We start from the raw sequence: 21687 nt of genomic DNA, 5'->3' as shown, positions 1-21687 counted from the left end.
ATCAGCTAGGGTCGGTCAAAAGTTCAAGGCGATAGCCCAGGGCGTAAGACGCCGTCAGGCGTACCCCGTTCTCGGGTCGCAACTGGAGTTTACGGCGTATGTTGGACAGATGAGTGTCCAGCGTACGGGAGGTGGCCGGAATTTCCCGGTTCCAGACCGCGGAGCTTAAAACATCACGCGAGAACAGGCGGCCGGGGTTGCGAAACAGTAAAAGGGCCAACTCAAATTCTTTGGGCGCCAGGGTAACGGTTTCACCGTTCAGCACAATATGGCCTTGTTCAGGAAAGATGTCGTAGCCTGCAAACGAAAAGCGGCTGTCCTGAGTGGCCGAGGTGCTCAGATCCAGACGGCGCACAGCGGCATTGACGCGCGCAACCAGCTCTCCCTTGCGTACGGGCTTATTAATATAGTCGTCGGCTCCGGCCTGCAAACCCGTGACCAGATCCTCTTCCTGGGTACGGCTGGTCAGGAATATGACGGGCAGGGCATGGCCCAGTGTGGTGCGAACCCAACGCAACACATCCAGGCCGCTGACGTCCGGCAGTTCCCAGTCCAGTAGCAATAAACCGAAATTATGTGGCTTGGCCAGAGCGGCCAGCAGGTCCTTTCCTTGATGAAAGGAGCGACATTCATAGCCAGCCTCGGTCAGGATCCGGGCAATCAGTTCAGCCTGGACGAGGTCGTCTTCCAGGGAAGCGATGATCATGGGTATTGTCCTTGTCGCAGAAGTGCAATAGCCCTGCAGTATAACGATATGTAGATAGCGAGTGACCAAGTGCTTCCATGCGTGTGCCGTGACAACGGGAAACTGCCGGATTGGTGTCCAAATCGTTGACCTATAAGGGTTTACTGTGGTAAATTTTAGAGCTTACTTTAAGGATCCTTTGCCGGTACACCTTGCAGTAATTTGATGGCAGCCCTGAATTTAGGGGCTGCGGGCACTTTTTTAGTGCTTGAAATCAAGCCCAAGCCATGTGCAAGACCGCTCTTTTTCGTGTTTTATGGGGAGTGGTATTGCGCAATGCCGCTTCCGGTCCAGGGTTTCAACACCCGCCAACTGGACGGCGTTTTTCAAAACATATACGTCAACCAGTACGTAAAGTACGTTATAGGATACGTAAAGGTCATGCCAACCATTAGCCAGCTCGTGCGTAAACCGCGCGAAGTCAGCCGCGTTAGCAGCAAGAGCCCTGCGCTCGAGAACTGCCCACAACGCCGCGGTGTTTGCACCCGTGTATACACCACGACCCCCAAGAAGCCTAACTCCGCTCTGCGTAAAGTCGCCAAAGTGCGTCTGACCAACGGCTTCGAAGTCATTTCTTACATCGGTGGTGAAGGCCACAACCTGCAAGAGCACTCGGTCGTTCTCGTCCGTGGTGGTCGTGTTAAAGACTTGCCAGGTGTGCGTTACCACATTGTTCGCGGTGCTCTTGACCTGCAAGGCGTCAAGGATCGTAAACAAGCCCGCTCCAAGTACGGCGCCAAGCGTCCCAAGTAATCCATGTATCCATTGATCAGTTCCCTGGTCTGGATCCGTGCAACCGTGGCCTGAGTGCCATGGTAGGTAAGTGGTCATTTGTCATGAATGACCGAGACCGCGAAAAGCGGTTCAACTGAATAGTCACAAGGAAATAAAAATGCCTCGCCGTCGCGAAGTACCCAAACGTGAAATCCTACCTGACCCGAAATTTGGCAGCGTTGAGCTGGCCAAGTTCATGAACGTGGTCATGCTGTCCGGCAAGAAAGCTGTTGCCGAACGTATTGTTTATGGCGCGCTGGAACAAATTGCGCAGAAAACCGGCAAAGATCCGCTCGAAGTGTTTAATGCTGCCATCAATAATGTAAAACCTGTTGTTGAAGTGAAGAGCCGCCGTGTTGGTGGCGCTAACTACCAGGTACCTGTCGAAGTGCGTCCCGTGCGTCGTTTGGCTCTGGCCATGCGCTGGGTGCGTGAAGCCGCTAAAAAGCGCGGTGAAAAATCGATGGACTTGCGCCTGGCCGGCGAATTGTCCGATGCGGCTGAAGGCCGTGGCGGTGCAATGAAAAAGCGTGAAGACACGCACAAGATGGCCGATGCTAACAAAGCATTCAGCCATTTCCGTTGGTAATCTGAGGACATATAACCATGGCCCGCAAAACCCCTATTCAGCGCTATCGCAACATCGGTATCTCGGCTCACATCGACGCCGGGAAAACGACCACTACCGAGCGCATCCTGTTCTACACCGGTGTGAACCACAAACTGGGCGAAACCCACGAAGGTTCGGCCACCATGGACTGGATGGAGCAAGAGCAAGAGCGCGGGATCACCATTACCTCGGCTGCTACCACTGCTTTCTGGCGTGGTATGGCGGGCAATTACCCAGAACACCGTATCAACATCATTGATACCCCCGGCCACGTTGACTTCACTATTGAAGTTGAGCGTTCCATGCGCGTGCTGGACGGCGCTTGCATGGTGTACTGCGCGGTGGGTGGTGTTCAGCCTCAGTCGGAAACCGTATGGCGTCAAGCCAACAAATACGGTGTGCCTCGTCTGGCTTTCATCAACAAGATGGACCGTACTGGCGCTAACTTCTTCAAGGTTTACGACCAGCTCAAGCTGCGTCTGAAAGCCCACCCCGTGCCTGTCGTTATCCCGATCGGCGCTGAAGAAGAGTTCCAAGGCGTGGTTGACCTGATCAAGATGAAAGCAATCATCTGGGATCAAGCCAGCAACGGCGTGAAGTTTGAATACACCGACATTCCTGCCGAGCTGCAAGCTTCGGCCGAAGAATGGCGCGAAAAAATGGTCGAGTCGGCTGCTGAAGCCAGCGAAGACCTGATGAACAAGTACCTGGAAAACGGTGATCTCTCCGAAGAGGACATCAACCTGGGTCTGCGTACACGTACCATTGCCTGCGAAATTCAGCCAATGCTGTGCGGTACTGCGTTCAAGAACAAGGGTGTACAGCGCATGCTGGACGCCGTGATCGACTACCTGCCATCGCCTGTGGATATTCCACCTGTCGAAGGTACGGACGATGACGGTGAAGTCATTCATCGTAAAGCCAACGACGAAGAGCCTATGTCCGCTCTGGCGTTCAAGCTGATGACTGACCCCTTTGTTGGTCAATTGACTTTCGTACGCGTTTACTCGGGCGTTCTGCGTTCGGGCGACACGGTCTACAACCCTATCAAGGGTAAGAAAGAGCGTATCGGCCGTATCTTGCAGATGCACGCAAACAACCGTGCCGAGCTGAAAGAACTGGTTGCTGGTGACATCGCTTCCGTGGTGGGTCTGAAAGACGTGACCACAGGTGAAACCCTGTGTGACGCCGGTCAGCACATCATTCTGGAACGCATGGAGTTCCCAGAGCCCGTGATTTCGCAGGCTGTGGAACCAAAAACCAAGTCCGACCAGGAAAAAATGGGCGTGGCCTTGTCCCGTCTGGCTCAGGAAGATCCTTCTTTCCGCGTCAGCAGCGACGAAGAATCCGGCCAGACCATTATTTCCGGTATGGGCGAGCTGCACCTGGAAGTTCTGGTAGACCGTATGCGCCGTGAATTCGGCGTGGAAGCCAACGTGGGTAAACCACAAGTGGCTTACCGCGAAACCATCCGCAAGACTTGCGACGAAATCGAAGGTAAATTCGTCAAACAGTCCGGTGGTCGTGGTCAGTACGGTCACGTTGTCCTCAAGCTGGAGCCCCTGGAAGCAGGCGGTGGCTTTGAGTTCGTTGACGCCATCAAGGGCGGTGTGGTTCCTCGCGAATTCATTCCTGCCGTTGAAAAAGGTATCCGCGAAACCCTGTCCGCAGGTGTGGTCGCTGGCTACCCAGTGGTTGACGTCAAGGCTACGCTGTTCTTCGGTTCGTACCACGATGTGGACTCGAACGAAAACGCCTTCCGTATGGCCGCTTCGATGGCCTTCAAGGATGGTATGCGCAAGGCTGCCCCAGTTCTGCTGGAGCCCACCATGGCTGTAGAAGTTGAAACCCCTGAGGAATACGCCGGTACAGTGATGGGTGACTTGTCCTCCCGTCGCGGTATGGTTCAGGGTATGGACGATATGGTTGGTGGTGGTAAGGTCATCAAGGCCGAGGTTCCTCTGGCCGAGATGTTCGGTTACTCGACCAGCCTGCGTTCGCAAACACAAGGTCGCGCTACGTACACGATGGAATTCAAGCAATATGCTGAAGCTCCAAAGAACGTGGCTGACGAAGTGATCAGCGCTCGCGGTAAGTAATAGCAATATCAGCCCGCCCTATGGCGGGCTGCTCAACAATTTTTTTGTTTTCCTGTAAAACATAATTGGGATAAATCATGGCAAAAGGTAAGTTTGAACGGACTAAACCGCACGTCAACGTCGGTACTATCGGTCACGTTGACCACGGTAAAACCACTCTGACCGCTGCAATCTGCACGGTTCTGTCCAAGGCATACGGCGGCGAAGCGCGCGATTACTCGCAGATCGACAACGCCCCTGAAGAAAAAGCACGTGGTATCACCATCAGCACCTCGCACGTTGAGTACGAGACGCCTAACCGTCACTACGCACACGTTGACTGCCCCGGCCACGCTGACTACGTCAAGAACATGATTACCGGTGCTGCCCAGATGGACGGCGCTATTTTGGTTTGCTCGGCCGCTGACGGCCCAATGCCCCAGACTCGCGAGCACATCCTGCTGAGCCGTCAGGTTGGCGTTCCTTACATCATCGTGTTCCTGAACAAGGCCGACATGGTTGATGACGAAGAGCTGATCGAACTGGTTGAAATGGAAGTTCGCGAACTGTTGTCCAAGTACGACTTCCCTGGCGACGACACCCCGATCATCAAGGGTTCGGCCAAACTGGCTCTGGAAGGCGACGAAGGCCCACTGGGCAGCCAAGCCGTTCTGGCTCTGGCCGAAGCGCTGGACAGCTACATTCCTACGCCTGAGCGTGCCGTTGACGGTACCTTCTTGATGCCTGTTGAAGACGTGTTCTCGATCTCCGGCCGTGGTACGGTTGTGACCGGTCGTATTGAGCGCGGCATCATCAAAGTCGGCGAAGAAATCGAAATCGTGGGTATCAAAGACACGGTCAAGACCATTTGTACCGGCGTTGAAATGTTCCGCAAACTGCTGGACCAGGGCGAAGCTGGCGATAACGTCGGTCTGCTGCTGCGTGGTACCAAGCGTGAAGACGTGGAACGTGGTCAGGTTCTGGCCAAGCCCGGTTCGATCAAGCCACACACGGACTTCGACGCCGAGGTGTACATTCTGTCCAAAGAAGAAGGTGGTCGTCACACTCCTTTCTTCAAGGGCTACCGTCCTCAGTTCTACTTCCGTACGACTGACGTGACCGGCACCATCGAGCTGCCAGAAGACAAGGAAATGGTTCTGCCAGGCGACAACATTTCGATGAAAGTGTCCCTGATCGCTCCTATCGCCATGGAAGAAGGTCTGCGCTTCGCTATTCGCGAAGGCGGCCGTACCGTTGGCGCTGGCGTGGTTGCAAAAATCATCAAGTAATAAGCCTTGATCGCGGTGTGAAGGTGCAAACCTTTTCGCCGCGTCTTTGCTACCCCCAAAAGGGGTGCTTTTTAGTCAGCGTTTCTTCGAGTAATCGATAAACCCGGTCAAAAAGCCCCCACTTATATCGTTCTTTAGGATTACCCATGAAAAACCAGAAAATCCGCATCCGTCTGAAGGCTTACGATTACAAGTTGATCGATCAGTCTGCTGCTGAGATCGTAGAAACCGCCAAGCGCACCGGCGCTGTTGTTCGTGGTCCAGTACCACTGCCAACACGTATCCGTCGCTACGACATTCTGCGTTCGCCGCACGTCAACAAGACATCGCGCGATCAGTTTGAAATGCGTACCCACCAGCGCTTGATGGACATTGTCGATCCTACCGACAAGACCGTCGACGCTCTGATGCGTCTGGATTTGCCAGCCGGTGTTGACGTCGAAATCGCTCTGCAGTAATTCTGCCTAGCTGTTCGAGTTACATCGAAAGAAACGCCATGCGACCGCATGGCGTTTTTTTTCGTCTGCACGTTTCCTTCTGGCGCTGCAGGAGCAATGGCGACTGTCCGTTTATCCTGAACAGAACAAGAGCTTTGCTCTCAGGTGGTTCATGGCTAGTTCATCAAGGTGTTGTTATTGGGAAAAAGCGGGTTTTGGTCTACTTTTTACGACCGGACACACTTTGCCAGGGCTACAAATGCGACGATGGGCAGGGTTGAAGGAGGACAAGAATGATAAATCGGAGAAGAAAGCCGTTCCTGGTCCTGTGGTATTTCCTGGCGCTCTGGCTATGTCTGTGGGGAAGCAGCGCATCAGCGCAAGCGTGTGCGGACGACAAACCCATACGGCTGGCGGACCTGAGCTGGGAGAGCGCAGCATTTAGCACCGAGCTGTATCAGCAGATTCTGGAGAAGGCCTACGGTTGCAAGACCGAACGGGTTCCAGGCTCCTCGGCGGCTTTGGAAAGTGCGCTGGCGCAAAATGATATTCAAGTAATTGGCGAGATCTGGTCGGGACGTACCGAGATCATTGAAAAAGCCATTGAAGCCGGCCAGGTGCAGGTACTTGGTAATACCCTGAAGGGTGGGGCAGAACAGGGCTGGTATGTGCCGGACTATGTCATCGATGGCGACCCGGACAAGGGAATCAAGCCAACTGCACCCGATCTACAGAAAGTTGAGGATTTAGGGCGCTACGCCACTGTTTTTAGTGACCCGGAACAGCCCAATAAAGGCCGCTTTTATAACTGCCCCTCCGGCTGGGTATGTGAAACCTTCAATAGTCGCCTGTTCGATCTCTATGGTCTGGGCGAACACTATCAAAACTTTCGGCCCGGTACGGGCGCGGCTCTGGATGCGGCAATCAGCGCCGCCTATGACAGGCGTGAACCGATCCTGTTCTATTACTGGCAGCCTGCGGGTCTGATGGCCAAGTATTCCTTCAAGAAGTTAGCTAGCGCGCCTTTCAATGAAAGCTGTTGGGAAGCCGCTGTGTCGGGTAAGGGCAAGATCTGTCCAACGGACTTTATCCTGGCGCATATAGGCGTGGCGGCTTCTACTCCTTTCGTAGAGTCCCACCCCGAGCTGGTGACCTTGTTTGAAAAGATCCAGCTAGAGCCCGAACAGATGAACAAGATCATTTTGGGCATGACAGAGGGTGGGCAGAACGCCAGCACCCAGGTACAGAAGTTCCTGAAAGAGAATGTAGAGCAATGGCGTCAGTGGATGCCAATGGCCCAGGCAGATCGCTTGCAGGCAGCTTTGGAACCTCAGGCAATACAGCCGGTAGCCGCAGCGCAGTCCCGCTTCTTCCCGGAGTGGTCAGCTGCAGACTGGGTTAACCGTCAGTTGTTGGTTGCCGTGCAGGATTGGGGCACAGGTTTTCGTCAGATCAGCGCCTGGATTCTGACGCATGCCATTTTGCCGGTGGAGCGTGTCTTGCAGCAGGTGCCTGCCTGGGCGATTCTGGCGTTGACCGGTTTGCTGGCCTGGTGGGGACAACGGCGCTTTTTGCCTGTTCTGCTCTATGTAGCGGGCCTGTACTTGATAGGCGCCATGGGTCTGTGGGACAAGCTGATGCAAACCTTCACCTTGGTGCTGGTGGCCACAGTCTTTTCTGTGCTGATTGGCGTCCCGGTTGGCATTCTTAGTGCTCGTAGCCGTCTGCTTAGAAAAGTGCTGACGCCCGTACTGGATGTGATGCAAACCATGCCCAGTTTTGTGTATCTGATCCCGGTACTGATGCTGTTCGGTCTGGGTAAGGTTCCCGCTGTTTTGGCCACTGTTGTCTATGCCGTCCCTCCCTTGATTCGCCTGACCAGCCTGGGCTTGCGACAGGTGGACAAACATGTGATGGAAGCAGCCCAGGCGTACGGGGTTACACGCTGGCAAATGCTGACCAAGGTCACCTTGCCGCTGGCGCGGCCCAGCATCATGGCCGGTATTAATCAAACCACCATGATGGCCTTGTCCATGGTGGTAGTTGCTTCCATGATTGGAGCCCAGGGTTTGGGTGAAGACGTGCTGGCTGGTATTCAGACACTAGATATAGGACGTGGTTTGCAGGCGGGGGTGGCGATTGTGATCCTGGCCATTGTTATTGACCGAATCTCTCAATCCTTTGGTCGTTCTCAGCGTCACCGTCGCAAGGTCAGGAGGCAAGCATGAATACCATTCCTACCCCCTCGGGTGAGCAGGCCTGCAAGATAGAACTGCGAGACGTTTATAAGGTCTTTGGGAGCCGGGCGACCGAAGCCGTAGAGCTGTTAAAGCAGGGGGCCGACAAGCAGGCCGTGCAAAAGCAGACGGATTGCATCGTAGGCCTGGCAGGGGTCGATGCCTGCTTTCCCGCGCAGCAGATATCCTGCGTCATGGGTTTATCCGGTTCGGGCAAATCCACGCTGGTGCGTCACATCAACCGTTTGATCGACCCCAGTGCCGGGCAGGTGTTGGTGGATGGGCAGGACATATTGCAGCTGGACATGGCCAGCTTGCGACAATTTCGTCGCTATGGAATCAGCATGGTCTTTCAGGCCTTTGGCTTGCTGCCCCATTTGACGGTGGTGGAGAACGTCGCCTTCGGTCTGGAGGTCCGAGGAGACAAGCGTTCACAGGCCAGAGAGCAGGCTCGGCAATGGCTGGAGCGCGTGGGTCTGCATGATTATGCCGATAACTATCCGGACGAATTGTCAGGCGGGATGCAGCAACGAGTAGGACTTGCCCGAGCCTTGGCCGTTGATGCAGACATTCTTTTGATGGACGAAGCCTTCTCGGCCCTGGATCCCTTGATTCGCTACGAGATGCAGGACGAGCTTTTACGCCTCCAAAGCAGCCTGAACAAAACCATCGTCTTTATTACTCACGATATTGATGAGGCATTGCGGCTGGGCCAACACATTGTGGTGCTACGTGAGGGCAGGGTGGAACAAAGCGGCACGCCCGTTCAAATCCGCGATGAACCGGTGAACGAATACGTGGCTCGTTTTGTCAATAAGGCGCACCAATAGAAAATGCGCAGCAGATCAATTTTTCTGGTTCAGACTGCATAGCCAAGCACCCCGAATTCAAAAAAACTGTTGTCAATCAAGCAGTTTAGGGCAGATTTTTGCAGTAAATCTTGCTTGGCTTTACAGCCGCGTGCTATATTTACTAGCTTAGCCAAAAAGTTTTGGCTATGGTCGTCGCGCAAATTATTGCGTGTACTCTCAGTTAGCCCTGACCAATCGTAGTCAGGAATGGAGAAAACGATGTCGAACTCGACACCTACGCCTGCCGCGTGGCGGCTGGGCCTTGTTGGGCGTAAAGTTGGCATGACCCGTGTGTTTACAGAGGAAGGCGAGTCCATCCCTGTGACCGTGCTGGACGTGTCCAACAACCGCATCACCCAGGTCAAGACGCCCGCAGTTGACGGTTACGCTGCTGTACAGGTTGCCTTTGGCACCCGTCGTGCAACACGCGTTACCAAGCCCCAGGCAGGGCACTATGCAAAAGCTGGCGTTGAAGCTGGCAGCATCCTGAAAGAATTCCGCCTCGACCCCGCTGCTATCGCCGAGCTTTCCGCCGGTTCCGTAGTTGCTGTGGAAAGCATTTTCGAAGCGGGTCAGAAGGTTGACGTTACGGGCACCACGATCGGTAAAGGCTTTGCCGGTACCATCAAACGCCACAATTTTGGCGGCCAGCGTAACAGCCACGGTAACTCGCGCTCGCACCGCGTACCCGGTTCCATTGGTCAAGCCCAGGATCCAGGCCGTGTGTTCAAAGGTAAAAAAATGTCGGGCCATATGGGTGACGTTACCCGTACGGTTCAGAATCTTGACGTGATCCGCGTCGACGCCGAGCGTGGCTTGTTGCTGGTCCGGGGCGCTGTCCCAGGCCACAAGAATGCCAATATCGTTGTGCGCCCTGCTGTGAAAGGAGCCTAATCCATGGAACTGAAGCTCCTGAACGAACAAGGCCAAGCTGCATCCACATTGCAGGCCAACGAAACCGTTTTCGGTCGTGAATTCAACGAAGCACTGGTTCATCAGATCGTTGTTGCATACCAAGCCAATGCTCGCAGCGGTAACAGCAAGCAATTGACTCGTGCCGAAGTCAACCACAGCACCAAGAAGCCATGGCGCCAGAAAGGCACCGGCCGCGCTCGTGCTGGTATGACATCCTCGCCCGTGTGGCGTGGAGGCGGTCGTGCATTCCCCAACACCGGTGAAGAAAACTACGCACACAAGGTCAACAAGAAGATGTACCGCGCCGGTATCAGCGCGATTCTGTCTCAGTTGGTCCGTGACGAGCGTCTGTTGGTTGTTGATTCCTTCACTCTGGAAGCACCCAAGACCCGTCTGGCAGCCAATAAGCTGAAAGACCTGGGCCTGGAATCCGTGCTGATCATCACCGACGCGCTGGACGAGAACGTGTACCTGGCTACGCGTAACCTGCCTCACGTTGCTGTGGTTGAACCACGCTACGCCGACCCGCTGTCCCTGATCCACTACAAAAAAGTGTTGGTCACCAAAGCGGCTGTCGCTCAGTTTGAGGAGATGTTGGGATGAACGCCGAACGTCTATTGCAAGTAATTCTGGCTCCTGTCGTGACTGAAAAAGCCACGTACGTTGCCGAAAAAAATCAGCAAATCGCTTTCCGCGTCGCTCCTGATGCTACCAAGCCTGAAATCAAAGCTGCTATTGAACTGCTGTTCAAAGTAGAAGTTGAGTCGGTGCAGGTGCTCAATCAGAAGGGCAAGGAAAAGCGCTTTGGCCGTTTCATGGGTCGCCGCCGCAGTGTGCGCAAGGCATATGTCTCGCTCAAGCCCGGTCAGGAACTCGACTTTTCTGAGGTGAACTAATATGGCATTGGTAAAAGTAAAACCAACGTCGCCAGGTCGCCGTGGCATGATCAAAGTGGTTCACCCTGAACTGCACAAAGGCGCTCCTTACGCGGCTTTGCTGGAAAAGAAATCCAGCAGTGCTGGCCGTAACAACAACGGCCACATCACGGTTCGTCACCGTGGCGGCGGTCACAAGCAGCATTACCGTATTGTCGACTTCCGTCGCAACAAGGACGGTATTCCTGCGAAAGTAGAACGTCTGGAATACGACCCTAACCGCAGCGCTCACATCGCATTGGTGTGCTACGCGGACGGCGAGCGTCGTTACATCATCGCCCCTCGTGGTCTGGAAGTGGGTGCAACGGTTGTGTCTGGCGCGGAAGCTCCTATCCGTTCCGGCAACACTTTGCCTATCCGCAACATTCCTGTGGGTCAAACCATTCACTGCATCGAGATGCTGCCTGGTAAGGGTGCTCAAATCGCTCGTTCCGCTGGTGGTTCCGCTGTGTTGCTGGCTCGTGAAGGCACGTACGCTCAAGTGCGTCTGCGTTCCGGTGAGGTTCGCCGCATTCACATCGACTGCCGCGCCACGATTGGCGAAGTCAGCAACCACGATCACAGCCTGCGTCAAATCGGTAAAGCCGGTGCTGTTCGCTGGCGTGGTATTCGTCCTACCGTTCGCGGTGTGGCGATGAACCCAGTCGATCACCCGCACGGTGGTGGTGAAGGTCGTACGGGTGAAGGCCGTGAGCCAGTCAGCCCATGGGGTACTCCTGCCAAGGGCTACCGCACCCGTCGTAACAAGCGCACAGACAACATGATTGTTTCGCGCCGTAAGCGCAAGTAAGGGGCGAACACTATGTCACGTTCGATCAAAAAAGGCCCATTCGTTGATGCTCACCTGATCAAAAAGGTTGACGCAGCCGTTGTGGGTAACGACAAGCGACCAATCAAAACCTGGTCGCGCCGCTCTACCATCCTGCCCGAGTTCATTGGGCTGACGATTGCCGTTCACAATGGCCGTCAACACATTCCCGTTTATATCAACGAGAACATGGTTGGCCACAAGCTCGGCGAGTTCGCCTTGACCCGTACTTTCAAGGGTCACGCTGCGGACAAAAAGGCCCGGAGATAAGTGATGGAAACTACAGCAATTATTCGTGGAGTCCATATTTCGGCGCAAAAAGCACGTCTGGTTGCGGACATGGTCCGCGGCAAGTCCGTCGCTCACGCTCTGAATACGCTGACTTTCACTCCCAAGAAAGCCGCTGGCATCATCAAGAAAGCTCTGGAATCGGCTATTGCCAACGCTGAGCACAATGACGGCGCCGACATCGACGAACTGAAAGTCACCTCCATTTACGTGGACAAGGCTCAGTCGTTGAAGCGTTTTTCTGCACGAGCCAAAGGCCGCGGTAACCGTATTGAGAAGCAGACTTGCCACATTGTGGTCAAAGTCGGCGCTTAAGGAGTCACAATGGGACAGAAAATCCACCCAATTGGGTTCCGCCTGGCTGTTAACCGTAACTGGAGCTCGCGTTGGTACGCTGACGGTGCTGAGTTCGGTACGATGTTGGCTGACGACATCCGTGTGCGCGAATACCTGAAACGCAAGCTGAAAAGTGCGTCCGTTGGCCGTGTGGTCATCGAGCGTCCTGCCAAGAATGCTCGCATCACTATTTACTCGGCTCGTCCTGGTGTAGTGATCGGCAAGCGCGGCGAGGATATCGAAAGCCTGAAGGCTGACCTGCAGCGCCTGTTGGGCGTGCCAGTGCACGTTAACATCGAAGAAATTCGCAAACCTGAAACCGACGCTCAACTGATCGCCGACTCCATTGCTCAGCAATTGGAAAAGCGCATCATGTTCCGTCGTGCGATGAAGCGTTCCATGCAAAACGCCATGCGTCTGGGTGCCCAAGGCATCAAGATCATGAGCTCGGGTCGCTTGAACGGCATCGAAATCGCTCGTACCGAATGGTACCGCGAAGGCCGTGTGCCTCTGCACACCCTGCGCGCTAACATCGATTACGGTACTTCCGAAGCGCACACGACGTACGGGATCATCGGTATCAAGGTCTGGGTCTACAAGGGCGACATGCTGCCTAACGGCGAAATGCCTGTTGACACCGTAGCCCCTGAAGAGCGCCGCCCACGTCGTCCACGTGGTGACCGCCCTGAAAACCGCCGTCCAGGTGGTCGTGGCCGCGGTCCTCGTAAAGACGCTGCTCCTGCTGCGTCCGAAGGAGAATAAAACATGCTGCAACCTTCTCGCAGAAAGTATCGCAAAGAGCACAAAGGCCGTAACACCGGTCTGGCTACTCGCGGTGCGCAAGTTTCGTTTGGCGAATTTGGTCTGAAAGCCACTGACCGTGGCCGTCTGACTGCTCGCCAGATCGAAGCAGCACGTCGTGCAATTAACCGTCACATCAAACGTGGTGGCCGCATCTGGATCCGCATCTTCCCCGATAAGCCAATTTCGCAGAAACCTGCCGAAGTTCGTATGGGTAACGGTAAGGGTAATCCAGAGTTCTGGGTCGCTGAGATTCAACCAGGCAAGGTCCTGTACGAAATGGAAGGTGTTAGCGAAGAGCTGGCACGCGAAGCATTCCGTCTGGCCGCTGCCAAGCTGCCTATCTCGACGACGTTCGTAACGCGTCAGATCGGTGCTTAAGGAGACGTCATGAAAGCCAGCGAACTCCGTACTAAAGATGCCGCCGAGCTCCAAAAAGAGCTCGAGAGCCTGTTGAAAGCACAATTTAACCTGCGCATGCAGCGTGCTACTCAACAGCTTTCCAACACCAGCCAATTGGGCAAAGTACGTCGCGACATCGCTCGCGTCCGTACCGTCATGGCTGAGACCGCAGGAAAGTAAGATGAGCGAAACTCAAACTACCGCAAAACGTCAACGTACCCTGATCGGTCAAGTTGTCAGCAACAAGATGGACAAAACTGTCGTCGTTCTGGTTGAACGCCGCGTTAAACATCCCTTGTATGGCAAGATCATCGTCCGCTCCAATAAATACAAAGCGCACGACGAGACCAACCAGTACAACGAAGGCGATACCGTTGAGATTACCGAAGGCCGTCCTATCAGCCGCAGCAAGTCCTGGACTGTTGTGCGTCTGATCGAAGCAGCCCGCGTGATCTAAACGCTTGCTCAGATGTCCAGGCTTCGGCCTGGCTCTGGTAGGTCAAAAACCCCGATCTGTTTACAGATTGGGGTTTTTTTATGCTTGTCCACTTTGCTGTTGCTCATAGCTCATAGACAGGAGCAATGTTCGTATTTCGTCTTGTTGCCCGTCATGCAGCTTAAACCCGCAGCTGAACTGAATGATCAAGCTTGGGGCTTAGCAGCTTGTATGCGTAAGCCGGAAGCCTTCACAAAAAAGCGGGAACAGCTTGTTCTATTCTATGCAGTGGCAACTATGGGGCGAGGGCTATATCGTGCCAGCTACCTGCATACGTACTCGGGTTAGGACGACAATCTGGGGGGCAGAGTTGTAGCAGCTTGCTGACTTATGGACGCGCGTCTTGCTTGCGCCATTGTGCCGGGCTGACACCCACACTGCGCCTGAACGCGGCGCTGAATGCGGCCGCAGAGCTATAACCGATACGCTCGGCAATCTGCTCCATGGTCAGCCCTTGTTCCAGCTGGCGTTTGGCCAGCTGCATACGTAGCTGCAACAGTACCTGGGCCGGTGCCAACCCGCACAGCAAGGTAAAGCGGCGGTGAAAGGCGGCACGAGACATATTCAGATAGGCGGCCATATCGTCCACCGACCAGGCTTTGGCGGGTTCACGCAGCAGCTGCTCGATCAGGCCACCAAAGGCAGGGTCACTTGCCAGATGAATCAAGCCGGCGGGCAGGGCACCTTCGGCCGGTGTCTGTCCGATTTGCTGGCGCAAGGTATAGAACAACAACAGCTCCACCAGCTTTTCCAGCAGGCTGGAGTTGGCTTGCGGCTGGCGTCGCATTTCGGCCTGGATCAAGTCCAGCAAAGGGCGTCCTGAATCTGCATCTGTCTGAGAACCATCAATCAACAAAACATCAGGCACGGTCGCCAGCAGCAATTCGCTCAAACCACGGCCCAGATCCAGAAAACCACAGAGCAAGCCCGTACTGTGTGGCACTTGTGGCTCCAGGCTCTGCATGGTTTGTCGCCGCATGGCCGCATTCCAGTCTGGCGGCGTGGGCGAGGAGCTTAAGCGATGGGGCACATCCCGCAAGAAGAACACTGCGTCACCCGCCTGCAAGGCCAAGGCTTCCTGATGCTGAATATGCAGCCAGCACGGCCCATGCAAGACCACATGAAAGCCTGCGCGTTGGTGCCCGTGCAGGCTGCTTTCCCATTGATTGCAGTATTGCCCCAAGTGAAACAGGCTGGCCGAGATTTCCAGCCCGGACAAGAGCAGTTCCTCCACAGGGTGTCCTGTGTCTTTGGAGTCGACAGCGCAATGGCTGTCAGGAAAGGCTGAGTCGCTCATGCAGAAAATATGCTTATTTCTTTTCGTGGATATTTTTAATATGAATACCGCTATGTTCGCACATGGAGATAAGGCGCCAGTCAATCGACAATGAAACCTTCTCGGATTAACTAAGGAATTGTCGCCATCATGACTCGCTTAACTTTGCATACTGTGGACTCCGCACCAGAGGCGGTCAAACCAGCCCTTGAGAAAGCTGTGCGTGGTAGCGGCTTTTTGTCCAATTTGCTGGCTATTTTGGCTAATGCTCCTGTTGCCCTGCAAGCCTATCAGGATATGTCCGCCTTGAACGCCACCGCCAGCCTGTCGCTGGTCGAGCGTGAGGTCGTGCAACTGGTTGCCGGTACCACTCACGGTTGCCGCTTCTGCGTGGCCGGTCACACCGCCATTGCGACCCATAAAGCCAAGCTGGACCCGGAAATTCTGGCCGCTTTGCGTGCGCGTGGCTTTGACCAGATCAACGACGAGCGCCTGCAGGCTCTGGCTCTGTTCAGTCGCGCCGTGATTGATACCCGTGGTCAGGTGTCGGATCAGGCTCTGGCCGATTTCCGCGCTGCCGGTTACGGCGACCAGCAGGCTCTGGAAGTGATTACCGGTATTGGCTTGGCGACGATCTGCAACTTTGCCAATAATCTGGCTCGTACGCCGCTCAATAGCCAGCTGGAGGCCTACGCATGGGAAACGCCTTAAAGCGCGCTGAGCAGCCTGTGCTGGCCTCAGAGCGCCCTGTTTTGTCGCCTGGCTTGGCCCAGTGGCTGGAAGAGCATGCCCTGTCGCTGGATAGCGATGCATCCCAGGCGCAGGCCTTGTTGCCTCGCCTGGCGCAAGACGGTTTGTTGAGCCTGGGCCTGAAAGCGGATTTTTCCGACTTCGGTGATGCCGTTCAATCCATCGTGGAAGTGGCCGAACATTCGCTGACGGCAGGTTTTGTCCTGTGGAGCCAGCGTACCTTTATTGAATACCTACGTGACGTTCAGGACCCCGCCATGCGCGAGCGCTATTTGCCCGGTTTGCTGGATGGCAGTGTTGCCGGTGCGACGGGTCTGTCCAATGCCATCAAGTTTTTGGGTGGCATTGAAGAGCTGCAAGTGCGTGCCCAGCCTGAACAAGGACATTGGCAGTTTGAGGGCCGCTTGCCCTGGATTACCAATCTGCGTCCCGGCAACTGCCTGGTTGCCATTGTGGCCGCCATGCCTGAAGAGCAAGCCGGTATTTGGGTGGCAGAACTGGGCGATCCAGGCTTGGAGCGTTCCGCAGATCTGGATCTGGTCGGACTGCGTGGCAGCAATACCGCCGCTTTGAAGTTCAATGCTGTGCGTCTGGGACAAGAGCGTTTGCTGCATCCCGATGCAGGCCACTTTGTGCGCTCGGTACGCCCCCGTTTCATGGCGCTGCAATGCGGGATGACCATGGGCTTGGCACGTCGTTCCTTGAAGCAAGTGCTGGATGCGCCACGCTGCCAATGGGTACAGGAGCAGCCCGCCCGCCGCCTGCTGGATCGTGTGCAGGAATTGTCGGATGTGCTGGTTGATGCCGTACGTAAGCCCGGCTCGGCCACGCCGCCTGATTTGTTCAAAGTCCGTATCGAGCTAAGTAGTTTGGCGTCGCAGGCTGTGGCCCTGGAAAGCTCCGCGATCGGCGGGGCGACCTATATGCAGGGCAAGCATCCGCAACTGCTGCGCCGTTATCGCGAAGCCATGCTGGTGCCTTTGATTTCACCCACGGTGGCGCAACTGAAAGCCGAACTTGGGCAGGATGCAGTATGAGTTCCCCCGCCCCCTCGCATACCGATTCTGAAGGGGCCGGACTCTTGTCCGCTCGGGGGATCAGTCTGGCCTACGGTGGCCAGACGATCTTGCAGAACCTGAACTTGAGCGTGCGCGCGGGCGAGATCGTGGCGCTGCTGGGCCCCAGCGGAGTGGGTAAATCCTCTTTGTTGCGGGTACTGGCAGGCCTCCAAACGCCCACCCAGGGAGAGGTGTCCTTTCTGGGGCAGCCCGTGCGTGGGGTTCACCCCGCTTTGGCCATGGCGTTTCAAGAAGCCATTCTCTTGCCGTGGCTGAATGTGCAGGCCAATACCGGTTTTGGTCTGGGCTTTGCGCGCCAACCTTCCGTATCCGCTGCAGAGCGTCGCCTGCGGGTTGAACAGGCGCTGCGTCAGGTTGGCTTATATGAAAGCCGTCATCAGCGTCCTGGTGCCTTGTCGGGGGGTATGGCACAGCGTGTTGCCATTGCACGTTGTCTGGCTCGACGTCCACAAGTCTTGTTGATGGACGAACCTTTTGGCGCGCTGGACGAAGTAACCCGTCGCCAGATGCAGGAGCTGATTCTGTCGATACGCGATCAGACCGGCTGCGCCATTGTGCTGGTCACTCACGATATTGATGAAGCCCTCTTGCTGGCGGACCGCGCCCTGCTTCTAGGTGGCCGTCCTGCCGGCTTGCAGCGTGAATGGAGCTGCCCGGCCCACCCCCGATCTCATCTGGATAACTGGCTTCAGGCCATACGCCTGGAAATTGTGGCCAGCCTGGAGCAAAGCCTCTCCCAGGCGGTTCACGCTGCTGTTTTGTAAGGTGCACCTCATGATTGAATCTCCTACGTCTCGTACCCGTCGCGACTTGCTGAAACTGGCGTCTTTGCTGACCGTTGCGGGTGCTGCGCCCTTGCTGGCCCAAGGGACTGCCCGTGCACAAAGTGAGTCAAATGCGCCTTTGCGTATCGGCTATTTGCCGATTACCGATGCCACCGCCATGTTGGTGGCGCATCACAATGGGTATTTTGAAGAAGCGGGTATTGCGGTTGAAAAGCCCGTGATGGTGCGCAGTTGGGCTCAGTTGATCGAGGCTTTTATCTCCGGTCAGGTCAATCTGGTGCACTTGCTCTCGCCCATGACGGTGTGGGCGCGCTACGGCAGCAAAGTCCCTGCAAAAGTGGTGGCATGGAATCACATGAGTGGCTCTGCTATCACGGTGGCGCAGAACATCAGCTCGGCCGAGCAATTGGGCGGGCAGACGGTGGCGATTCCTTTCTGGTATTCGATTCACAACGTGGTACTGCAGCATGTGCTCAAAGCACATGGCCTGACGCCTGTCGTGAAAAACTCCGCTGCGCTGGCCCCCAACGAGGTCAATCTGGTGGTGATGGCCCCTGCCGATATGCCGCCGGCCTTGGCTTCGGGGCGGATTGCCGGTTTTACGGTGGCCGAACCTTTCAATGCCTTAGCCGAAACTCAGGGCATGGGCCGCATCTTGCGCTTTACTGGCGACGTCTGGCGCGATCACGCCTGTTGCGTGGCCTTCATGCACGAGCAGGATTTGCAGACTCGCCCCCAATGGTCGCAAGCCGTGGTGGATGGTCTGGTCAAGGCACAGATCTGGATACGTAGTCACCGTGCCGAGGCGGCCCAGATTCTGTCGCGTGAAGGCGGGAACCGCTATACCCCGCACACTCAAGAAAACCTGTTGAAAGTGCTGTCCCCGGACCCGGCGGATCGTGCGCAATACGTGAAGTCTGGCGTGATTCGTCATCCGGACTGGGACGACCAGCGTATCGATTTTCAACCTTATCCTTTCCCCAGCTACATCGAGTCCTTGGTGCAAATGCTGCAAGGGACCTTGATTCAGGGCGAGCGTGGTTTCCTGGAAGGGCTGTCTCCTGAACACGTAGCCAGCGATCTGGTGGATGACCGCTTTGTCCGTGCCGCGTTGGAAAAGCAGGGGGGCCTGGCGCAGTTTGGCTTGTCCGAGCAATACACCCGCAACGAGAGCATTGTTGTATGAGTTTGAGTGCGTCTGCTTCTTCTCCGTCATTGGCGCAGTCTGATCCGCGATCGGCTGCGTCTTTGCGACGCCCCAAAATGAATGCCTGGATTGCCAGCACCCTGTGGGGCTTGGGCGGTTTGTTGGCGGGAGTCATGCTGTGGTACTTGGCCACAGTCTGGTTCAGCAGCCCTTTGATGCAGCAATTCGGGCCGGCCGCTGCATTTCATAGCCTGCTGGAGATACTGGGCTGGTCCGAGACCTGGATGCACGTAGGTGCCAGCTTGCAGCGTATTTTTGTAGGGCTGGCGATCTCATTGGGTGTCGGCGTGCCCGCCGGTTTGCTGCTGGGTTTGTCAGCCCGAGCTCACGCCGCATTGACTCCCTTGTTCCAGTTCCTGCGCATGATCTCGCCCCTGTCCTGGATGCCTATTGCCGTCATGGCCTTTGGCATTGGGGATGCACCGATTTATTTTCTGTTGGGTGTGGCCGGTGTCTGGCCTGTCTTGCTGAATACAGCCTCGGGCGTACGGCATCTGAATCCGCGCTGGCTGATGCTGGGTCGCAGTCTGGCGGCCACCAAGCTGGAAACGCTGTTGTACTTGATTCTGCCCGGCATTGTAGGCTCGGTGCTGACGGGTAGCCGACTGGCAATCGGCGTCTTGTGGATTGTGCTGGTACCTTGCGAAATGCTGGGTGTGTCGGCCGGTTTGGGTTACCTGATTCTGGATACGCGCGACCGTATGGCGTATTCCGAACTGATGGCCGTAATTGTCTTGATTGGTCTGATTGGCTATCTGCTGGATAGCGCTTTGCGAGCCTTGTTTGCGGCCTTGGGACAGCGCTAAATAATCAGCCCTTGGGCCGACAGGCGAAGAGCTTTGACTGTTTTGTATTTCCAGGAAAGACAAGTGACAGAGCATGCTCAGGCTATCTGCCGCTGCCAGTTTTGTTCTTGTAGGCGCTGGCAGTTTTACCTGGTGCTTAGTGGTTTTTCAGAAGCTGCAGAAAGATAAAAAAGGCCCTCAACATTGAGATGTTGAGGGCCTTTTTGGATTCAGTTTGAAGCGGTATTCAAGGATGCTAATCTCGCACTGACTGGAGCCTTAGTGGGTATGTACGTATAGAAAAGTGATCTTGAGACGAGACTCTAGCTAGGCCTTGATCACTGCCTTCATGCAGCGACCAAGGTATTGTGTGCATCCTGCGTAATTGCTGTACGTGGACTGAGCTGGTCGATTAGCTCGCCATACCAGGACAAGGTACTGCCCAAGGTAGCTACCTGACCGATCACCAGAATGCAGGGGCTGGCAAACTGATGCTGCTGCGCATCCTGGGCAATGTTTTGTAGCGTAGACAGCAAGGTGCGCTGCTCAGGGCGCGAACCATTTTCAATCAAGGCGCAGGGCGTAGTGGCACTGCGGCCCCGTTGTACCAGCTCATGGCTAAAGCCCAGAATCTGCTGCAAACCCATGTAGACAGCAACTGTCTGGCTGGTATCCAGTAGCGGGTTCCAATCCTCGATACCGTGACCGCTTTTACGATGTGCCGTCACGAATTGCACGGACTGCGCGTGGTCACGATGGGTCAGAGGAATACCGCTATAAGCCGCACATGCGATGGCAGCCGTGATGCCGGGTACCACTTCAAATGCGATGCCATGCTCGGCCAGATACTCCAGTTCTTCACCGCCACGGCCAAAAATAAAGCCATCACCGCCTTTCAGGCGCACCACGGTTTGACCTGCTCGGGCGTGTTCAATCATCAACTGATGAATGCGGTTTTGGGTCTGGTGATGATCTTCGCCCAATTGCTTGCCTACAAAAATACGGTGGGCATCGCGACGAGCCAACTCCATCACCTGATCGGATACAAGACGATCGTACAGAATCACATCAGCACGATTCAGTGCACGCAGGGCATGCAGAGTCAGCAAACCTGGATCGCCTGGACCGGCGCCCACCAGAATCACGCGGCCTTGTGTGGCGCGGGGTGACTCAGGCTGTTGCAGCGCGCTCTCCAGGCTCAAGCGGGCTTGCTCGGCTTGTTGACTGCGCAGGGCGGCACCTACCGGGCCATCCAGCAGCCAGTCGTAGAAACGGCGGCGCGCACCCAGCTCGGGGCGGGCGCGCCGAATGGCGCTGCGGTATTCCTGCGCCAGACGGCTGATCGCACCCAGGCTGTGGTCCAACATGGTTTCAAGTTGCTCCCGTACTCGCCGTGCCAACATGGGGGCTGACCCTGCAGAGGAAATGGCAATAATCAGCGGTGAGCGATCCACAATGGCAGGCACCTGAAAACTGGACAATTCGGGGTCGTCCACCACATTGACCAGAATGCGGGCTTCTTGTGCGTCCTGGGCAATGACCTGGTTCACGTCCCGTTTGTCAGTGGCGGCAATAATCAGCCAGGCCCCTTGTAGATGCTGGGCCTGATAGCGCTCCCGAATCAGGGTGATGCGCCCTTGATTCGCCAGCTCTTCCAGACTGTCCACCACATAGGGGGCGACCAGCGTGACCTGGGCACCGGCGGCCAGGACCAGACGCACTTTGCGCTCGGCGATTTCTCCACCGCCGATCACTAATACCGCGCGCTGCTTCAAGTTGGCGAATAAAGGAAAGAGGTTCATG

Annotated in this window: 25 protein-coding genes; 22 read left to right on the top strand and 3 right to left on the bottom strand. The window is 55.7% G+C overall.

Going from position 1 to position 21687, the window contains the following annotated elements; genetic code table 11:
- Position 1 precedes the first annotated feature (1 nt).
- A complete protein-coding gene (locus ACU6HM_RS14005) occupies positions 2 to 706 on the bottom strand; it encodes a response regulator transcription factor (protein ID WP_009464199.1) in 705 nt (234 codons plus the stop codon).
- 420 nt (positions 707 to 1126) lie between these two features.
- Between ACU6HM_RS14005 and rpsL the strand changes: the two genes are divergently transcribed.
- The 17 genes from rpsL (at position 1127) to rpsQ (ending at position 13963) form a co-directional block, all read left to right on the top strand.
- Positions 1127 to 1498 carry a 30S ribosomal protein S12 gene (gene rpsL, locus ACU6HM_RS14000; RefSeq protein WP_003800872.1) on the top strand — a complete coding sequence of 124 codons (372 nt, stop codon included), beginning with the start codon at positions 1127 to 1129 and terminating at the stop codon, positions 1496 to 1498.
- Between the two features lie 139 nt (positions 1499 to 1637).
- Positions 1638 to 2108: a 30S ribosomal protein S7 gene (rpsG, locus tag ACU6HM_RS13995; RefSeq protein WP_003800875.1), complete on the top strand. Its 471-nt coding sequence runs from the start codon at positions 1638 to 1640 to the stop codon at positions 2106 to 2108.
- A 17-nt stretch (positions 2109 to 2125) separates the two neighbouring features.
- Complete coding sequence (gene fusA / locus ACU6HM_RS13990) at positions 2126 to 4228, top strand: elongation factor G (protein WP_035269563.1); 2103 nt, start codon at positions 2126 to 2128, stop codon at positions 4226 to 4228.
- Positions 4229 to 4305: 77 nt separating this feature from the next.
- Positions 4306 to 5496 (top strand): elongation factor Tu, encoded by a 1191-nt coding sequence (gene tuf, locus ACU6HM_RS13985; RefSeq protein WP_009462422.1) that lies wholly within the window; start codon positions 4306 to 4308, stop codon positions 5494 to 5496.
- A gap of 146 nt (positions 5497 to 5642) precedes the next feature.
- Positions 5643 to 5954: a 30S ribosomal protein S10 gene (rpsJ, locus tag ACU6HM_RS13980; protein ID WP_003803053.1), complete on the top strand. Its 312-nt coding sequence runs from the start codon at positions 5643 to 5645 to the stop codon at positions 5952 to 5954.
- A 272-nt stretch (positions 5955 to 6226) separates the two neighbouring features.
- Positions 6227 to 8161 carry a glycine betaine ABC transporter substrate-binding protein gene (locus ACU6HM_RS13975; RefSeq protein WP_446763960.1) on the top strand — a complete coding sequence of 645 codons (1935 nt, stop codon included), beginning with the start codon at positions 6227 to 6229 and terminating at the stop codon, positions 8159 to 8161.
- Positions 8158 to 9000, top strand: a complete 843-nt coding sequence (locus ACU6HM_RS13970; RefSeq protein ID WP_446763959.1) for an ATP-binding cassette domain-containing protein — start codon at positions 8158 to 8160, stop codon at positions 8998 to 9000. Before ACU6HM_RS13975 ends, ACU6HM_RS13970 begins: the two co-directional genes overlap by 4 nt.
- 240 nt (positions 9001 to 9240) lie before the next feature.
- On the top strand, positions 9241 to 9915 hold the full coding sequence (gene rplC, locus ACU6HM_RS13965) for a 50S ribosomal protein L3 (RefSeq protein ID WP_003803046.1): 675 nt from the start codon (positions 9241 to 9243) through the stop codon (positions 9913 to 9915).
- 3 nt (positions 9916 to 9918) lie between these two features.
- Positions 9919 to 10539 (top strand): 50S ribosomal protein L4, encoded by a 621-nt coding sequence (gene rplD / locus ACU6HM_RS13960; protein WP_009462425.1) that lies wholly within the window; start codon positions 9919 to 9921, stop codon positions 10537 to 10539.
- On the top strand, positions 10536 to 10832 hold the full coding sequence (gene rplW / locus ACU6HM_RS13955; RefSeq protein WP_003803043.1) for a 50S ribosomal protein L23: 297 nt from the start codon (positions 10536 to 10538) through the stop codon (positions 10830 to 10832). The genes rplD and rplW overlap by 4 nt, the downstream gene beginning before the upstream one ends.
- Before the next feature lies 1 nt (position 10833).
- Positions 10834 to 11661 (top strand): 50S ribosomal protein L2, encoded by an 828-nt coding sequence (gene rplB, locus ACU6HM_RS13950; protein WP_003803041.1) that lies wholly within the window; start codon positions 10834 to 10836, stop codon positions 11659 to 11661.
- A 12-nt stretch (positions 11662 to 11673) separates the two neighbouring features.
- A complete protein-coding gene (rpsS, locus tag ACU6HM_RS13945) occupies positions 11674 to 11949 on the top strand; it encodes a 30S ribosomal protein S19 (RefSeq protein ID WP_003803039.1) in 276 nt (91 codons plus the stop codon).
- 3 nt (positions 11950 to 11952) lie between these two features.
- Positions 11953 to 12282, top strand: a complete 330-nt coding sequence (gene rplV / locus ACU6HM_RS13940) for a 50S ribosomal protein L22 (protein WP_009462426.1) — start codon at positions 11953 to 11955, stop codon at positions 12280 to 12282.
- 9 nt (positions 12283 to 12291) lie between these two features.
- Positions 12292 to 13065, top strand: coding sequence for a 30S ribosomal protein S3 (gene rpsC / locus ACU6HM_RS13935; RefSeq protein ID WP_003803035.1), 774 nt, complete (start codon positions 12292 to 12294; stop codon positions 13063 to 13065).
- 3 nt (positions 13066 to 13068) lie between these two features.
- Entirely contained in the window at positions 13069 to 13485 is a 417-nt protein-coding gene (rplP, locus tag ACU6HM_RS13930; protein WP_003803033.1) for a 50S ribosomal protein L16, read from the top strand.
- Positions 13486 to 13494: 9 nt separating this feature from the next.
- The gene (gene rpmC / locus ACU6HM_RS13925) at positions 13495 to 13686 is read left to right on the top strand and encodes a 50S ribosomal protein L29 (protein ID WP_003803032.1); all 192 of its coding nucleotides are present in this window, start codon (positions 13495 to 13497) and stop codon (positions 13684 to 13686) included.
- Position 13687: 1 nt separating this feature from the next.
- The gene (rpsQ, locus tag ACU6HM_RS13920; RefSeq protein WP_009462428.1) at positions 13688 to 13963 is read left to right on the top strand and encodes a 30S ribosomal protein S17; all 276 of its coding nucleotides are present in this window, start codon (positions 13688 to 13690) and stop codon (positions 13961 to 13963) included.
- A 367-nt stretch (positions 13964 to 14330) separates the two neighbouring features.
- Here the strand turns inward: rpsQ and ACU6HM_RS13915 are convergent, their stop codons facing one another.
- Positions 14331 to 15299 carry an AraC family transcriptional regulator gene (locus tag ACU6HM_RS13915; RefSeq protein WP_250756333.1) on the bottom strand — a complete coding sequence of 323 codons (969 nt, stop codon included), beginning with the start codon at positions 15297 to 15299 and terminating at the stop codon, positions 14331 to 14333.
- A gap of 129 nt (positions 15300 to 15428) precedes the next feature.
- Between ACU6HM_RS13915 and ACU6HM_RS13910 the strand changes: the two genes are divergently transcribed.
- The 5 genes from ACU6HM_RS13910 to ACU6HM_RS13890 all read left to right on the top strand — a co-directional run bounded on the left by ACU6HM_RS13910 (position 15429) and on the right by ACU6HM_RS13890 (position 19905).
- Positions 15429 to 15989: a carboxymuconolactone decarboxylase family protein gene (locus ACU6HM_RS13910; protein ID WP_316990717.1), complete on the top strand. Its 561-nt coding sequence runs from the start codon at positions 15429 to 15431 to the stop codon at positions 15987 to 15989.
- On the top strand, positions 15974 to 17065 hold the full coding sequence (locus tag ACU6HM_RS13905) for an acyl-CoA dehydrogenase family protein (protein ID WP_088451690.1): 1092 nt from the start codon (positions 15974 to 15976) through the stop codon (positions 17063 to 17065). Before ACU6HM_RS13910 ends, ACU6HM_RS13905 begins: the two co-directional genes overlap by 16 nt.
- Positions 17062 to 17871 carry an ABC transporter ATP-binding protein gene (locus ACU6HM_RS13900; protein ID WP_446763958.1) on the top strand — a complete coding sequence of 270 codons (810 nt, stop codon included), beginning with the start codon at positions 17062 to 17064 and terminating at the stop codon, positions 17869 to 17871. The genes ACU6HM_RS13905 and ACU6HM_RS13900 overlap by 4 nt, the downstream gene beginning before the upstream one ends.
- A 10-nt stretch (positions 17872 to 17881) precedes the next feature.
- Entirely contained in the window at positions 17882 to 19078 is a 1197-nt protein-coding gene (locus ACU6HM_RS13895) for an ABC transporter substrate-binding protein (RefSeq protein WP_446763957.1), read from the top strand.
- Between the two features lie 77 nt (positions 19079 to 19155).
- Positions 19156 to 19905, top strand: a complete 750-nt coding sequence (locus ACU6HM_RS13890) for an ABC transporter permease (protein ID WP_446764025.1) — start codon at positions 19156 to 19158, stop codon at positions 19903 to 19905.
- Positions 19906 to 20231: 326 nt separating this feature from the next.
- Here the strand turns inward: ACU6HM_RS13890 and cysG are convergent, their stop codons facing one another.
- A complete protein-coding gene (cysG, locus tag ACU6HM_RS13885; RefSeq protein WP_446763956.1) occupies positions 20232 to 21686 on the bottom strand; it encodes a siroheme synthase CysG in 1455 nt (484 codons plus the stop codon).
- Position 21687 lies beyond the last annotated feature (1 nt).

The organism is Alcaligenes sp. RM2, assembly GCF_052931795.1.
This window is presented reverse-complemented; position numbering and strand designations above follow the sequence as displayed.

Bases quoted from the DNA above. Each gene is read 5' to 3' on its own strand.
- fusA (WP_035269563.1), top strand. From the start codon at position 2,126: ATGGCCCGCAAAACCCCTATTCAGCGCTATCGCAACATCGGTATCTCG.
- ACU6HM_RS13910 (WP_316990717.1), top strand. From the start codon at position 15,429: ATGACTCGCTTAACTTTGCATACTGTGGACTCCGCACCAGAGGCGGTC.
- rplV (WP_009462426.1), top strand. From the start codon at position 11,953: ATGGAAACTACAGCAATTATTCGTGGAGTCCATATTTCGGCGCAAAAA.
- rplP (WP_003803033.1), top strand. From the start codon at position 13,069: ATGCTGCAACCTTCTCGCAGAAAGTATCGCAAAGAGCACAAAGGCCGT.
- rpmC (WP_003803032.1), top strand. From the start codon at position 13,495: ATGAAAGCCAGCGAACTCCGTACTAAAGATGCCGCCGAGCTCCAAAAA.
- ACU6HM_RS13905 (WP_088451690.1), top strand. From the start codon at position 15,974: ATGGGAAACGCCTTAAAGCGCGCTGAGCAGCCTGTGCTGGCCTCAGAG.
- ACU6HM_RS13915 (WP_250756333.1), bottom strand. From the start codon at position 15,299: ATGAGCGACTCAGCCTTTCCTGACAGCCATTGCGCTGTCGACTCCAAA.
- ACU6HM_RS14005 (WP_009464199.1), bottom strand. From the start codon at position 706: ATGATCATCGCTTCCCTGGAAGACGACCTCGTCCAGGCTGAACTGATT.
- ACU6HM_RS13900 (WP_446763958.1), top strand. From the start codon at position 17,062: ATGAGTTCCCCCGCCCCCTCGCATACCGATTCTGAAGGGGCCGGACTC.
- ACU6HM_RS13970 (WP_446763959.1), top strand. From the start codon at position 8,158: ATGAATACCATTCCTACCCCCTCGGGTGAGCAGGCCTGCAAGATAGAA.
- ACU6HM_RS13975 (WP_446763960.1), top strand. From the start codon at position 6,227: ATGATAAATCGGAGAAGAAAGCCGTTCCTGGTCCTGTGGTATTTCCTG.
- rplB (WP_003803041.1), top strand. From the start codon at position 10,834: ATGGCATTGGTAAAAGTAAAACCAACGTCGCCAGGTCGCCGTGGCATG.
- ACU6HM_RS13895 (WP_446763957.1), top strand. From the start codon at position 17,882: ATGATTGAATCTCCTACGTCTCGTACCCGTCGCGACTTGCTGAAACTG.
- rplC (WP_003803046.1), top strand. From the start codon at position 9,241: ATGTCGAACTCGACACCTACGCCTGCCGCGTGGCGGCTGGGCCTTGTT.
- tuf (WP_009462422.1), top strand. From the start codon at position 4,306: ATGGCAAAAGGTAAGTTTGAACGGACTAAACCGCACGTCAACGTCGGT.
- rplD (WP_009462425.1), top strand. From the start codon at position 9,919: ATGGAACTGAAGCTCCTGAACGAACAAGGCCAAGCTGCATCCACATTG.
- rpsQ (WP_009462428.1), top strand. From the start codon at position 13,688: ATGAGCGAAACTCAAACTACCGCAAAACGTCAACGTACCCTGATCGGT.
- ACU6HM_RS13890 (WP_446764025.1), top strand. From the start codon at position 19,156: ATGAATGCCTGGATTGCCAGCACCCTGTGGGGCTTGGGCGGTTTGTTG.
- rpsG (WP_003800875.1), top strand. From the start codon at position 1,638: ATGCCTCGCCGTCGCGAAGTACCCAAACGTGAAATCCTACCTGACCCG.
- rplW (WP_003803043.1), top strand. From the start codon at position 10,536: ATGAACGCCGAACGTCTATTGCAAGTAATTCTGGCTCCTGTCGTGACT.
- rpsS (WP_003803039.1), top strand. From the start codon at position 11,674: ATGTCACGTTCGATCAAAAAAGGCCCATTCGTTGATGCTCACCTGATC.
- rpsL (WP_003800872.1), top strand. From the start codon at position 1,127: ATGCCAACCATTAGCCAGCTCGTGCGTAAACCGCGCGAAGTCAGCCGC.
- rpsJ (WP_003803053.1), top strand. From the start codon at position 5,643: ATGAAAAACCAGAAAATCCGCATCCGTCTGAAGGCTTACGATTACAAG.
- cysG (WP_446763956.1), bottom strand. From the start codon at position 21,686: ATGAACCTCTTTCCTTTATTCGCCAACTTGAAGCAGCGCGCGGTATTA.
- rpsC (WP_003803035.1), top strand. From the start codon at position 12,292: ATGGGACAGAAAATCCACCCAATTGGGTTCCGCCTGGCTGTTAACCGT.